The 14,446-nt window shown below is 36.7% G+C and carries 14 protein-coding genes; 4 read left to right on the top strand and 10 right to left on the bottom strand.

All coding sequences use genetic code 11. From position 1 onward, the window contains the following. Positions 1 to 82: 82 nt before the first annotated feature. Positions 83 to 307, top strand: a complete 225-nt coding sequence (locus HHU08_RS10515) for an excalibur calcium-binding domain-containing protein (RefSeq protein WP_101730573.1) — start codon at positions 83 to 85, stop codon at positions 305 to 307. A 118-nt stretch (positions 308 to 425) separates the two neighbouring features. Here HHU08_RS10515 and HHU08_RS10510 read toward each other — a convergent pair whose 3' ends face one another. Further along, on the bottom strand, positions 426 to 977 hold the full coding sequence (locus HHU08_RS10510; protein WP_016201213.1) for an outer spore coat protein CotE: 552 nt from the start codon (positions 975 to 977) through the stop codon (positions 426 to 428). 351 nt (positions 978 to 1,328) lie between these two features. Here HHU08_RS10510 and HHU08_RS10505 point away from each other — a divergent pair, with 351 nt between their 5' ends. From HHU08_RS10505 to HHU08_RS10495, 3 genes are all read left to right on the top strand, one after another. Then, the gene (locus HHU08_RS10505) at positions 1,329 to 1,748 is read left to right on the top strand and encodes a hypothetical protein (protein ID WP_016201212.1); all 420 of its coding nucleotides are present in this window, start codon (positions 1,329 to 1,331) and stop codon (positions 1,746 to 1,748) included. 36 nt (positions 1,749 to 1,784) lie between these two features. After that, positions 1,785 to 2,093, top strand: a complete 309-nt coding sequence (locus tag HHU08_RS10500; RefSeq protein WP_016201211.1) for a hypothetical protein — start codon at positions 1,785 to 1,787, stop codon at positions 2,091 to 2,093. Positions 2,094 to 2,207: 114 nt separating this feature from the next. After that, positions 2,208 to 2,561, top strand: coding sequence for a hypothetical protein (locus HHU08_RS10495; protein WP_016201210.1), 354 nt, complete (start codon positions 2,208 to 2,210; stop codon positions 2,559 to 2,561). 202 nt (positions 2,562 to 2,763) lie between these two features. Here HHU08_RS10495 and HHU08_RS10490 read toward each other — a convergent pair whose 3' ends face one another. The 9 genes from HHU08_RS10490 to HHU08_RS10450 form a co-directional block, all read right to left on the bottom strand. Further along, positions 2,764 to 3,147, bottom strand: a complete 384-nt coding sequence (locus tag HHU08_RS10490; RefSeq protein WP_016201209.1) for a RicAFT regulatory complex protein RicA family protein — start codon at positions 3,145 to 3,147, stop codon at positions 2,764 to 2,766. Beyond that, complete coding sequence (gene miaB, locus HHU08_RS10485; RefSeq protein ID WP_169188393.1) at positions 3,147 to 4,697, bottom strand: tRNA (N6-isopentenyl adenosine(37)-C2)-methylthiotransferase MiaB; 1,551 nt, start codon at positions 4,695 to 4,697, stop codon at positions 3,147 to 3,149. The genes HHU08_RS10490 and miaB overlap by 1 nt, the downstream gene beginning before the upstream one ends. A gap of 427 nt (positions 4,698 to 5,124) precedes the next feature. Next, the gene (locus HHU08_RS10480) at positions 5,125 to 6,048 is read right to left on the bottom strand and encodes a dipeptidase (protein ID WP_016201205.1); all 924 of its coding nucleotides are present in this window, start codon (positions 6,046 to 6,048) and stop codon (positions 5,125 to 5,127) included. A 434-nt stretch (positions 6,049 to 6,482) separates the two neighbouring features. After that, positions 6,483 to 6,743: a stage V sporulation protein SpoVS gene (spoVS, locus tag HHU08_RS10475; RefSeq protein WP_016201204.1), complete on the bottom strand. Its 261-nt coding sequence runs from the start codon at positions 6,741 to 6,743 to the stop codon at positions 6,483 to 6,485. Between the two features lie 253 nt (positions 6,744 to 6,996). Then, entirely contained in the window at positions 6,997 to 7,794 is a 798-nt protein-coding gene (locus HHU08_RS10470) for a TIGR00282 family metallophosphoesterase (protein ID WP_016201203.1), read from the bottom strand. Positions 7,795 to 7,937: 143 nt separating this feature from the next. Then, positions 7,938 to 9,506: a ribonuclease Y gene (gene rny, locus HHU08_RS10465; RefSeq protein ID WP_016201202.1), complete on the bottom strand. Its 1,569-nt coding sequence runs from the start codon at positions 9,504 to 9,506 to the stop codon at positions 7,938 to 7,940. Between the two features lie 866 nt (positions 9,507 to 10,372). Then, complete coding sequence (locus HHU08_RS10460) at positions 10,373 to 11,602, bottom strand: IS110 family RNA-guided transposase (protein WP_100525939.1); 1,230 nt, start codon at positions 11,600 to 11,602, stop codon at positions 10,373 to 10,375. A 341-nt stretch (positions 11,603 to 11,943) separates the two neighbouring features. After that, complete coding sequence (gene recA, locus HHU08_RS10455) at positions 11,944 to 12,987, bottom strand: recombinase RecA (RefSeq protein ID WP_016201201.1); 1,044 nt, start codon at positions 12,985 to 12,987, stop codon at positions 11,944 to 11,946. A 188-nt stretch (positions 12,988 to 13,175) separates the two neighbouring features. Continuing rightward, positions 13,176 to 14,417, bottom strand: coding sequence for a competence/damage-inducible protein A (locus HHU08_RS10450; RefSeq protein WP_169188392.1), 1,242 nt, complete (start codon positions 14,415 to 14,417; stop codon positions 13,176 to 13,178). Positions 14,418 to 14,446 lie beyond the last annotated feature (29 nt).

Here is a 14,446-nt window from a genome sequence, read left to right as displayed (position 1 = left end):
TAGCTTGCTACAAAAGTTAATATTAGGTAAAGGAGCAATTATCTTGAAACGTTATTTATCGATTCTTTTAGCTATAGTTCTCATGTTTAGTTTTATGCCGTTTTCAAGTGCTGATGCAAAGACAAAGGTTAAAACGTACAAAAATTGTACTGCCCTTAATAAGGATTATAAGGGTGGCGTTGCTAAATCTAAATCCACAAAAAATAAAGGTGGAAAAACGAAGTACAAACCTTATGTTTCGAAAGATTTATATGAAGCAAACAAAAAAAGCGACCGTGATAAAGACGGAATAGCTTGTGAAAGATGATAGGAACGCCTTTCTCCTATACATATAGGAGAAAGGCGTTTTTATTCTTTATAAGGTTAAGCAATACTAACCAGAACCCCCATTATAAGAAAAAAAGACTAGGAAAAGCCCCTAGCCTTTACTCCTCTTCTCCGCCTACGAGAAAGTCTGGATTTAATTCTTCAAATTCTTCGTCTTCTACTTCATCTTTAAACCATGCATCATCATCTTCTTTGCCGCATTCGTCTGTGCAAACTTCTACACAGATTTTTGTTTCTCCAATAACTTCTACGATAAATTCTCTTTCTACATGAACAATAATTTTATTGCCATTTGGAGAAATAACTGCTTCGATACAGTTTGGTTGTTGTAATACGCGTGCAATCACATCGTGATCTTCTAGGCAATCAGGGTCACGATATTTTAGTTTAATGACATCTGTATATTTTACACGCTCTGTAACAACTTCTGTTTGTGTGTTGTCATTATAGGAATACCAAACGTTAATGTCATAGTATCCGCAAATTTCTACTGTTTTACCAACCTTTTCCGCTTCATACGTATGGTTGATAATCCAGCAGCCCAAGATGCTTGAAGGGCTGTTGTCTGGGCAGATCGTATGATTGGATTTTGTGAATTTACGTCCTTTCGCTACGACTGCCTTTGTAATAATCTCTCTATATTCTCCCATGTTCGAGCGAAACCTCCTCATTCATTTTCATTTCATCCTATGCGGGATAGGAGTCTAGTGTGCGACAATTTTTAAAGACTATAAATAATGCTTAAATCTACTTCATTGTATGTAAAACTTGGGTAAGTGTGCCGATATTAACCATTTTTCTAGACGAATAACCTCTCCTTTATCCCCTTTCCACGCTGCTTTGTTGACCCACATATACGGAATTCTCTTCTTAGGTAAAAACCAGCTTTCCATCAAAACTATCTTAACCATGAAAAAAATATGCGAATGTATTAATACATTCGCGGATACAGCTTGTTCGAATCTTTATATACTGTAGTATACGGTAAGGGGGTGAGGAAGTTGGCAGGGTTATTTAATAAAAACGATCAGTTTGATTTTAAATTCAATGTGAATGGTAAAGAGGTTACTGGAGAGGACGGAGCTAAATACGCACAAGAATTAATCGAGAAGCTATCAACAGAAATGGGTGGCTTAGTACAAAAATTAACAAAAGGTGTTTCTGAAAATGTAGCGGGAAGTACGATTGAATCGCTAAAAGATAAGGTTGCAACAAATGTTGATTTGGATTCTATTAAGGAAAAAGTATTGCCTAATCTTAATCCAGAAACGCTTAAGAGTTTACTAAATCAAGATACACTAAGTAAACTCCAAGAGAAATTACCTGTCATTGATGCTTCAAATGATGATGGGAATCTTAAATTAAACGTTAATGGCAAGCCTATTTTTTCACTAGATATTTCAGATTTCATCAAAAAATAACGATTAAATCTCACTTTTGAAAGGAGGTGAAATCATATGTTGTCTAACTACACATCTGATTGTCACAAAGGTAACGGTTCAAGACTTGCTGGTACTGATGTTACTGCTAAAGGTAAAAGCATTGGAAATAAAGGGGCAGAACTTCGCGGATTCACTAACGCTACTCAAGGAAATGGTAACCTTGCTAACCAATTTACTGCTTCTGGTGCTGCTGGTGGTGCTGCTGTAGGTGTTAACTTATTAAACTTCTTTGTTGGTGGTATTTTAGTTAATGCTAATGTTGCAGGTGATGCTACAGCTGTATCTTACAATGAAAACAGACCTGAAATGGTGAACGAAGGTTAATCACCTTTATTGAATAATCACTCCTACAAGAGATAAGCATATAATAAAGGGCAACATCTACTTGATGTTTGCCCTTTTCTTTTTTTACATACCTAATAGGAGGAGGGGAAAAGAATGGCGAAGGATAAAAATTCTGGATTGACTGCTGAAAAATTAAAAGAGCTTGGTGTACCAGAGGAGTTAATTGATACAATTCTTGAAACAGGAGGGCCTTCTGTTAATACACATGCAGAGGGCGGAAATGGCGGAAGTGCTGTCAGTCTTACTTATGTGGATAATTATTCTGTTCTATTTCTTGTCTATACGTTTCTTTTGCAAACAGTTAATGATGGAAACGCAAAAGATAAAGAAACGAAGCAGCTTAATAAAGCATTGCTATCGACCTTACAAACGGCTATGAAGGAACAGCAGGAATATCGCAAGGCTTTCTTACGCGCGATTAACATTTTAAATAATCAGAATAAGTAAAAACCAAGCAAAATTATGCTTGGTTTAATTGTATTCGTAAATAAATGGAGCTCGTTGCTTTCCGCTTCAGACACAAGATTCGTCTGTGGGGACTAACATTCCCCCTCATCTCCTCCAGGAGTCAAGTGTGCTTCACCCTAAACAACACAGAATGCTAACGTTATTTAACGAGAAACAATCCAATCTTACAAAAAGCCATTTTTTACTCTTCTTTCTTTTTCTCAATGGAGGAAAGAATTTCGGTTTCGACTGTTTCTGAGATTGTTTTTGTTACCATTTGTAGCATGTCATTGACAATTCCCTGTGATTCTTTAAATTCACTGACAATTGGTAGTTCGTCGATTTCCTTTTGCAGTGCATCAATTTTTGCTTCTGTTTCTTTTAGAGCAGCAATTTTCCCATAATGTTGGAGATTAACTGCTTGCTTTTGCAATTTTTTGATTTGGGCAATTCGATCATTCACTTTTTGGTTTTGATTGATTTGCTTTTCTGCACGCTGATAAAACTCAACTTCTTCTGTATCACGAATCATTTTGGCTAGTTGTTCTGTTCGCTCGATGATTTCTTCACGTGTGTACTTAGCCATTAATTTGCCTCAACAGCTTCTGCTTCTAATACCTCAATCATTTCTCCATTTAATGACCATGTTTTCGCATCTGTAATTTTAACAGAAACAAGTTTGCCGATTGCTGACTTTGGTCCAATAAAATTCACTAGCTTGTTTTTGCGAGTATAACCAGCAAGTACATCCGGATTATTCTTACTTTCCCCTTCCACAAGAACCTCCACGATTTTGTCTTGGTAGCCCTTCATGGAATTAGCAGAATACTCATTAACTAATGCGTTTAGGCGCTGTAAGCGTGCCTTTTTCACTTCCATTGGAACATTATCTTTCATTCTTGCAGCTGGTGTGCCTTCACGTGGAGAATAAATGAATGTATAAGCAGCTTCAAAGCCAACTTCTTTATAAAGAGATAATGTTTCTTCAAATTGCTCATCTGTTTCATTTGGATATCCAACGATAATATCCGTTGTTAAGGTTAAATTAGGAATAGCTGCTTTCATTTTGCGTACTAATTCTAAATACTGCTCTCTTGTATATTTACGTGCCATAATTTTTAACACATCAGAGGAACCAGACTGAACTGGTAAATGGATATGCTCCACTAAGTTTCCGCCTTTAGCTAGTACCTCAATTAAATGGTCATCAAAATCTCGTGGATGACTTGTTGTAAAACGAACACGTGGAATATCAATTTTACGCATTTCTTCCATTAAATCTCCAAAACGAAATTCAATATCTGTGAAGTCTTTTCCATATGCGTTTACGTTTTGACCAAGTAGCGTAATTTCTTTATAGCCTTGTGCAGCTAAATGGCGCACCTCTTGAATAATATCCTCTGGACGGCGACTACGTTCTTTCCCGCGAGTATAAGGAACGATACAATAGGTACAGAATTTATCACAGCCGTACATAATATTTACCCATGCTTTAATTTTTCCGTTACGTACTTTCGGAAGGTTCTCGATTACGTCTCCTTCTTTAGACCAAACTTCGACTACCATTTCTTTCGACATATATGCTTCATGAAGAATGTTTGGTAAACGGTGAATATTATGGGTACCAAAGATCATGTCTACTTGTGTGTATGTTTTTAAAATCTTATTTACTACTGATTCTTCTTGGGACATACATCCACAAACACCTAATAAAAGGTCTGGTTTTTCTGTTTTTAAATGTTTTAAATGGCCTAACTCGCCAAATACCTTATTTTCTGCATTCTCACGGATTGCACATGTATTAAGAAGGATAACATTTGCATCATCCACTGAATCTGTTGCTTCATAGCCTAATGCTAAAAAGATCCCTGCCATTACTTCTGTGTCATGCTCATTCATTTGACAGCCGAATGTGCGAATATAGAATTTACGTCCTTCTCCCATTCCACGGAATTGTTCGGGAATAGAGAAATCTTTTTCATATCGAACTTCTTCTTTTCCACGTCTTTTTGCATCTTTTAGAGAAGGTGCTTTATATACTGTCTCGAAATATTTGCTATAATCCTTTTCGGATTTTTTGTCCGAAGAATTATTGCTTTCAATTTTTTGTCCTTCTAAACGTTGTTTTTCGTTCATTTCAACTACTCCTCTCTTATCGATGATTTGGTTTCATCCATAAGTTTGTTAATATACATGTTTTAGATTAGTTCTTATAGATTGTTATTTTGCTTATGTTAGGAAGTTGGTTGTTTTCCTCAGGAATTTTTTCGCAAGGGAAGTTGAGCATCCCTTTTATCTACAGAAAGTAAACTTAAAAACTTCCTAGATTTTATAAGCAAAAATCTATATAATAGCAGTTGCTTTTATATGTACTATTCTTTATAGACATATTTTCATTATTCTAGTATAAGCCTTTCACCATTTGAAAACAATAGCTAGGTTACAAAGAAAAATTTCTACTGTTTTCTTTATGTATAACTTATAATTCACAACAACAGGCAGTTCAAACCCTCCCTCACAAGGAAGAAATTAAACTGCCTGTATAGCTAGATTGGAATACCCTTTATTTAGGGAATCTTTTTACCATATTCGTATATAAAAACTTCTCTACTTGCGTACTAGTATAATATTTTGTTAGTTCGTTTATTAGATTAGGATAATCAGCAATGGAAGCTAGACCTTTTACCGTTTGAGAGATTCCATCAAAATCGGAACCAAAGCCGACATGATCTTCTCCTCCGAGTGAGCAAATATAATCTAAATGCCGCAATATGTCCGTAATAGTTGCTGTATTTGTCCCACTTAAAAACTGTGGGACAAATGTAATTCCGATTACACTATCCGCTTCTATCATTGCTTTGATTTGCTCATCTCGTAGATTACGAGGATGGGGGCAAAGATTATACGTATTGGAATGGGATGCATAGGGATGATCTGCTTGCTCCATTACATCCCAAAAGGCATTTTCTGATAAATGGGAAACATCCACCCATATATCTTGCTTATTTAAGAGCTTTACTGTTTCTTTACCAAATAAAGATAAACCTGCACCTCGAGGTTCTAAAGCACCATCAGCAACAGCATTCGCATAATTCCAAGTTAGACCGACTGCCGACACACCTAATCGAAGCAATGTTTTTAATTTCAATAAGTCTCCACCAATTGCATCACAACCTTCAAGTGTTAGAAGCGCACCGGTTTCCCCATCTTTCAAATCCTCGATATCTTTTTTCGTACGAATAAATTTAAAATCTGGATTCGGCTGTAAGATTTTTTCGTAAAAAATTGTCGCCATCGATAGTGCTGCTTCAAAACGCATATCGGGATGAACGGACTCTGGAACATAGAGGGCAAAACACTGAATCTTTGTTCCCCCTTTTTGCAACCCCTCCTTCGTTACATGAAGCTTATCACTATTCTGAAAATTGATTGTTTTATCCATAAACATTTTATATAATACATCACAATGCCCATCAAAGTATTTCAAAAAAACTTCACTCCTATACGAATATGTTCTATCTTTTTCTATGTAAATCTTGGCGGCTTTCCATCAAGACATCATTAATTACAAACAATTTAATCCTATCCTTATATAAAGAAAACTTCCATCAGTGGAGTTCTTATTGACCGTTAAGAGTGAGATAAATAAAAAGAAAGGGCGTCTCATTCATTCGGTTTGCTTACGCACAGAGTCAAGAGTCTAGTTGGCGAAAGTTCGTTTTCCAACTTTTCATTCTTGCTGTGGGACTAAACCTTATTGATGAGACACCCCCCTCCTTTTCGGAGGTTTGCTCTATTTTTCTAAACAGAATCTCCCTCAAGAGGATTCTTTTGGCCGAGCATACCACTCATAAGAAGGGATAAATTGGGAAAGTAATCAAAATCATACTTTCTTATTTTTCATCTAATCTTATTTTCTCTTTATCTAGGCTCCACAATGAGCTTGATGGCTGTTCTTTCCTCACCGTCAATAACGATATCAGTGAAGGCAGGGATACAAATTAAATCCACTCCGCTAGGTGCTACAAATCCTCTTGCGATAGCAACTGCTTTAACCGCTTGATTTAATGCACCTGCACCAATTGCCTGGATTTCTGCTCCACCTCTTTCTCGTAGAACACCTGCAAGCGCACCAGCTACAGAATTGGGACTAGACTTTGCTGAAACCTTTAATATCTCCATTTCTAGCTCCTCCTTGTTTAACCCCCCCGCATGTACATTAAGATTAATGAACATATCAGGATATATATCATTCCAATGTTACTATATTCCAAGTTAATTACACATATTCCAGCTTGGACATAAAAACTTAGAAAATTATTTGATTTTTCAAGGAAGAGCTAATTTTCCATAAAGAAAATTTCCATCAGTTGGGATTTTTCCTCATCCCACTGATGATTAGTTGCACTTATCAAGCCTTTACGAGAGGATTCGATTAGGAATAAAAAGGATGATCGTCATTAATTAAGATTCGTTCGATTTTTTTCGCTTTGCCAGTCTTGTTATCCACTTCAATTAGACAGCCGCTTAACTGAGCTCTCCCGCTTTTTGGCGGCTCAAATCGTGTTGGCAAATTTGTTAAAAAGCGATTTAGTACTAATTCCTTTTGCATACCAAGTATTGCATCATATGGACCTGTCATGCCGACATCTGCCATAAAGGCTGTTCCATTTGGTAAAATGCGATTATCAGCTGTTTGCACATGTGTATGTGTTCCAACAACAGCTGTAACTTTTCCATCTAAATACCATCCCATTGCTTGCTTTTCACTTGTTGCCTCTCCGTGAAAGTCAACAAAAATAAGATCGGTACGTTTTTTCGCTTCATTAACTAAACGATCGATGACGATAAATGGATCGTCACTCGGATTCATAAAAGTCCGCCCTTGTAAATTTATAACTGCTACTTCTATATCGTTAATTTTAACAAAGACCATCCCTTTACCTGGATTATTTTCAGGAAAATTTGCCGGTCTTACTAAATATTTCGCTTTATCGATAAATTCAAATATTTCGCGATTATCCCATGTATGGTTTCCCATTGTTACCGCTTGAGCACCAATTTCTAAAAAGCTTCGGTAAATTTTCTCAGTAATTCCTTTTCCACCGGCAGCATTCTCCCCATTGATAATCGTTAACTGTGGACGATATTTTTCCTTTAGCTTTGGTACGTACTCTTTAATCATGTCACGGCCCATAGAACCTACAACATCACCAATAAATAAAATATGCATGTCTTTTATCCTACTTTCTACTCTTCACTATGTAACAGTGTAACATACAATTCCCTTTCGTTCACAATCCCATTTGACTCTAATTAAACTTCCGGAAATTATTTGCTTTTTCATACAAAAAAACGGTGCAATCGCACCGTTTTTTATTTTGCATATTCAACCGCTCTTGTTTCCCGAATAACGGTTACTTTTATATGACCTGGATAATCAAGTTCTTCTTCGATTTTCTTACGAATATCGCGAGCTAATCGATGAGACTCTAAATCATCTACAAGATCTGGTTTCACCATGATTCGAATCTCACGACCTGCTTGAATAGCGAATGATTTCTCTACTCCATCATAAGATTCTGAAATTTCTTCTAGTTTTTCCAGACGGCGAATATAGTTTTCTAATGTTTCTCTTCGCGCCCCTGGTCTTGCAGCTGAAAGTGCGTCAGCAGCAGCTACTAGTACAGCGATGATTGAAGTTGGTTCCGTATCACCATGATGGGATGCGATACTATTGATTACAACAGGATGTTCTTTATACTTAGTAGCAAGCTCAACCCCAATTTCCACATGGCTTCCCTCTACTTCATGGTCAATTGCTTTACCAATGTCATGTAGTAAGCCGGCTCTGCGGGCAAGGGTTTGATCTTCCCCTAGTTCAGCAGCTAAGATTCCTGATAATTGTGCCACTTCCATACTGTGCTTTAATACATTTTGTCCATAGCTTGTACGGAATTTTAGACGTCCAAGGATTTTGATTAAATCTGGATGTAACCCATGAACACCGACCTCAAACGTAGTTTGTTCCCCGATTTCACGAATATGTTCATCCACTTCTCGACGTGCTTTATCAACCATTTCTTCAATACGAGCTGGATGAATACGACCATCCTGAACGAGCTTATCTAACGCAAGTCTTGCAGTTTCGCGTCTTATTGGATCAAAACCAGATAGAATAACTGCTTCTGGTGTATCATCAATAATTAAGTCAATTCCTGTTAATGTTTCAAGTGTGCGAATATTACGTCCTTCTCGACCAATAATTCGACCCTTCATTTCATCATTTGGAAGGTTAACAACGGAAACTGTAGTTTCTGCAACATGATCAGCTGCACATCGTTGGATTGCAAGTGACAAAATTTCTTTAGCCTTTTTATCTGCTTCTTCTTTTGCTCTAGTATCACTTTCTTTAATCATTATCGCAATATCATGAGCAACTTCTTGCTCTGTACGCTCTAAAATGATGGACTTAGCCTCTTCTCGAGTCAAGCCAGAAATGCGCTCTAGTTCTGTTTGCTGCTTGCGAACCATCTCGTCCACTTTGCTTTCCATCTCTTCCATATGCTGTTGTCTTTTATTAAGAGAATCGTCCCTCTTTTCTAAAACCGATTCACGTTTATCTAACGCTTCTCCCTTGCGATCAAGATTCTCCTCTTTTTGCAATAAACGATTTTCTTGTTTTTGTAGTTCATTTCTTCGATCACGAACTTCTAGTTCTGCTTCACTACGAAGCTTGTGAATCTCATCCTTTGCTTCTAACAAAGCTTCTTTTTTCAATGCGTCTGCTTCACGCTTTGCATTTTCAATAATTTGTTCAGCAGTCATGGTTGCATTGCTAATTTTTGCATTAGCATTGGACTTTCGAATAAAATATACGACAAAGCCAACAACGGCAATAACGATTAGAATAAGCAAAATGGAGATGAGTGTTATTAGATCCATCATTTTCACCTCCTCTTGCTATCAAATTGTGTTTGTTACGATTTTAAAAGTATTGGCTTAATGTTCCTTTTTTCAATCGAATTTCCCTAGTCATATAATTTGTTTTCTAGGTTTTCATACTTATAAAAATGTAAAATATACAATTCAATTGTATAGTTGTACCAATTTATTGTCAAGACTTTGAACTAGTAGGTTTCACCTAATTCTCATTGGCTATCTAACTATTATTTTTCTCTAACAATTGCTCTATTCTTCCTATATGTATGAAATGTCACTTTATTAAAGCTGTAATAGATTATCCAAACCTAACCTATCATCCGTATTATGGTCAGAAAAAAAGCTTGTTAAACCTGATTGAGTCTTTTATTCTGTCCGTTTTTTTCAAATGCATTATTGATTGGTGCACTAACAATTATATTTTGCATTAATATATCTATGAAAAACAAGTATGTTTTGTATGAAAACTCTTTAGGTAAAAGGCAACACTAAGCTGAACCTTCTAAATTTGAACTTTTTTAAAAGGCTAGGAATGATTAAATATAGTGCTTTTGTTATTCATTAAGCAATTTGTTCATTAGTGGGTTCAATACGATACCCTTTCCTTTTTAAGTATTGAATCATTTTTTGTTCTTTACTTTGTTCGAGATCAACATAATCAGGGCCTAGTTCCTGATATGGTTGCCTTGTTTTTAAAATATTGTAAGCAATTGTTAGGATTAAATGAGCGGAAGCGATCCGTGCTTTCGATTTTCCTTGTCGTTTTGTATGAAAACTCTTTAGGTAAAAGGCAACACTAAGCTGAACCTTCTAAATTTGAACTTTTTTAAAAGGCTAGGAATGATTAAATATAGTGCTTTTGTTATTCATTAAGCAATTTGTTCATTAGTGGGTTCAATACGATACCCTTTCCTTTTTAAGTATTGAATCATTTTTTGTTCTTTACTTTGTTCGAGATCAACATAATCAGGGCCTAGTTCCTGATATGGTTGCCTTGTTTTTAAAATATTGTAAGCAATTGTTAGGATTAAATGAGCGGAAGCGATCCGTGCTTTCGATTTTCCTTGTCGTTTCATAATTCTTTTTCTATGTGCAGATATGCGATTATACTGTCTATCTGTAGCCATGGAACATTCAACAGCGGTGGTTCTTAATGATTTGTTTCCGTACTGAGTTTTACCTGTTTTTTTTTTACCGGCACTCTCATAATTTCCTGGACTCACTCCAGCCCATGAGGCTAGATGTTTAGAACTTTTAAATACTGACATGTCTACACCCATTTCAGCTATAAAGATTGCGGATGCATTTTTATCCACACCCGGTATGGTATCTAGTAGTTCGCACTCCTCTTGATAAGGAATAAGCGCTTGGTCTATGCGTTCAACTACTTTTTCGATTGTTTCATCGATGTGATTGATATGGTCCCAATGGAAACGTAACATATCAATATGATGTTTACGTATTCCACCGTTAAGGGCTTCTGCAATATCTGTTGTGCTCGCCTTAACTCTTGAATCAACCATTTGTTGAAGTTCAAACACACCTATTTTTTCGCCGTTTATTAGGGCTTCAATAATGCGACAACCAGTGACACCAAAAATGTCAGATAAAACAGAAGTTAGTTTAATATTTGCATCCTGTAGAATTTTGTGGATTCGATTGCGCTCAGAAGTTCGTGTATGGATGAGTTTTTTACGATACCGGGTTAAATCTCGCAAATCACGAATTTCTTTGGGCGGTACAAAATTTTTTTCAATTAGTCCAGAACGCAAAAGTTTAGCTAACCACTCCGCATCTTTTACGTCTGTTTTCCTTCCGGGAACATTTTTAACATGTTGGGCATTGGCGAGGATTAATTGGAAGTCACATTCTATAACATTCCAAACGGGCTTCCAATATACACCGGTACTTTCCATTACAGCATCCGTTATTTTGTGTGAGGATAGCCAGTCGCTAAGTGCCAAAAGGCCACTTGTGGTTGTTGGAAAGGTTTGAATCTCTTTATTTGGTTTTTTATCTAATGAACCAAATAAAACACAAGCAACTACTGTTTCTTGGTGTACATCTAGGCCTGCACACCGTTCAATCATAGCTTCCATATAATCACCTCAAAGATTTTTAATACAATACAAGCGACAGAAGTCATCATACAAAATTTTTGTATTCGTGTTTATAAACACATTAGACGGTTCTTTTAAACTGTCACAACCAGTTTTTCTAACGGGGTATCAACTTGTATTGATCCACCAAACAGTCTTCGGACTGGTCGTATTGTACTATTAATTATGGTCAGGTGTTAAGTGGTTTAGACTTTCTATCATGGGATAGGAGCAAGTTTTCATGATAGACGGTGGCGGCGGGTAACGCCGCCATGAGAGTTTTTCTAAAAAACACAAAAAAGATGGTAAGCTAGAAACGCCGTTTACCATCTTTTTTAGCATTAATCGATTAATTCAAATTGTTCTTGGTCGTCATTTTCAGGTTTCAATGGTACTTCTTTATCTAGCCCGTAATGGTCGCGAATTTTCTTTTGAATTTCTAGGCGCATTTCTACATTTTCTTTTAAGAAAAGCTTCGCATTTTCACGGCCTTGTCCTAATCTTTCGTCATTATAGGAATACCAAGCTCCGCTCTTTTGAACAATATCAAGTTCTGAACCAAGGTCAATTATCTCGCCTTCTTTAGAGATACCTTCTCCATACATGATATCAACTTCTGCCACTTTGAAAGGTGGTGCAACTTTATTTTTTACAACTTTAATTTTTGTCTTGTTCCCTACCATATCTGTCCCTTGTTTTAGCGTTTCTGCACGACGCACTTCTAAACGAACAGATGAATAGAATTTCAACGCACGACCACCAGGAGTTGTTTCAGGATTTCCGAACATTACTCCAACTTTTTCACGAATTTGGTTGATAAAAATAGCAATCGTTTTTGATTTATTAATTGCTCCAGATAATTTACGAAGAGCCTGCGACATTAAACGTGCTTGAAGTCCAACGTGAGAATCTCCCATTTCTCCTTCAATCTCCGCTTTTGGTACAAGTGCTGCTACAGAGTCAATTACTAGAATATCAACTGCTCCACTTCGAACTAAAGCTTCTGCAATTTCTAATGCTTGTTCCCCTGTATCTGGTTGGGAAAGTAATAACTCATCAATATTAACGCCAAGCTTTTGTGCATAAACTGGGTCTAATGCATGCTCTGCATCAATAAATGCTGCTTGTCCGCCATTAGCCTGAACCTCAGCAATAGCATGTAGTGCTACTGTTGTTTTACCTGAACTTTCAGGACCATATATTTCAACGATACGACCTCTTGGATATCCACCAACACCTAGGGCTGCATCTAAAGCTAACGATCCACTTGGACTAGTAGAAATGACTTTATCAGCTTGCTCTCCCAGCTTCATGATACTACCTTTACCGAATTGCTTTTCTATTTGTTTTAACGCCATTTCTAATGCAGCTTGACGATCACTCAAATACGTTCTCCTCCTTATATAAAAAATGAATCTCACTATCATGATTCATTCGTTGTTTAAAAGATTATATACTTAATATACCTTTTTTCTATTCATTTGTACAGTAAAAAATCGAACATTCATTCGTTTTTTTATTTTTTCACGGAAAGGAGCTCTAACTTTAGTAGAACGTAAGCCACTACTAGTCATTATCTATTTCCCAACAGTTTTAATAGAAAGTATTGACCGTATTTCACACTTCTAACTCGATTGCCGGCTCTTGTTCCACTTAAAGCTAACGCCTCTACTTTTGTCGGCTCGCCTTTTTTGGCAATCCCAATATAGACCGTACCAACCGGGTTACCTTCTAATTCATCTGGACCTGCAACCCCTGTAAAGCTTATTCCAATATCCGCATTTAGTAATTGGGCAACATTTTCAGCCAACTCTTTTGCGCATTGCTCGCTTACAACACCATGCTCTTGTATCGTTGACTCTTTTACATGAAGAATTTGGTGCTTTACTTCATTCGTATAACAGACAACACCACCTTGAAAGATGTTCCCAGCGCCAGGTATGCTTGTAATTTCCTGCTGGAATAATCCGCCTGTTAGACTTTCTGCCGCTGCTAAGGTCAATTTTTTCTTTAATAACACATGAGAAAGTTCATTCATTAAAGTTGTATCATCATAGCCATAGAAAAATTCGCCTACGCGCGCAAATATTTCCTCTTCTGTCTTTGCAATTAATTTATCTGCTTCTGTTACCGAATCATGCTTACATGTTATACGTAGTGTTACCTCGCCATCTCCCGCAAGCGGTGCAATGGTAGGGTTTGTCTGTGCATCAATTAAATCTTCAATTTTTGTTTCTAATAACGATTCACCAATTCCGAAAAAGCGCAGCACGCGAGAAACAATTACATCTTTACTTGTCATCTGTTTCTGAAGCGCTGGAAATCCGTATTTTACAAACATCGGCTGAATTTCTTTAGGTGGTCCTGGTAAAAGCATATAAAAATGATCGTCTTTTTTTAGAAACATTCCCGGAGCCATCCCATGGTCATTTGGAAGAACATCACATTCTTCTAAAACTAATGCTTGTTTTTTATTATTTTCTGTCATTGTGCGCTTTGTCCGCACAAAATAATCTTCAATCGATTGTAGTGCTGTTTCATCAAAGACAAGCTCTTTTCCTATATGATTAGCAATCGTCTCCTTCGTTAAATCATCCTTTGTTGGTCCAAGTCCTCCTGAGAAAATAAGTAATTGCGCCCGTGTTTCTGCAATTTTAATTGCTTCCTTTAAACGACCAGCATTATCTCCAACAACAGTATGATAATAAACATTTACTCCTAAGTCTGCTAAATGTTTAGAGATAAATTGTGCATTTGTATTAGCTATTTGCCCTAGTAATAACTCTGAGCCAACAGCGATAATCTCTGCATTCATCTATTGCTCCCCCTTTGTCTTCTTAAAGG

The organism is Niallia alba (genome assembly GCF_012933555.1).
GTDB classification, from domain to species: Bacteria; Bacillota; Bacilli; order Bacillales; family Cytobacillaceae; genus Niallia; species Niallia alba.
The sequence above is the reverse complement of the archived record's forward strand: the minus strand, read 5'-3'. Positions and strand labels throughout refer to the sequence as shown.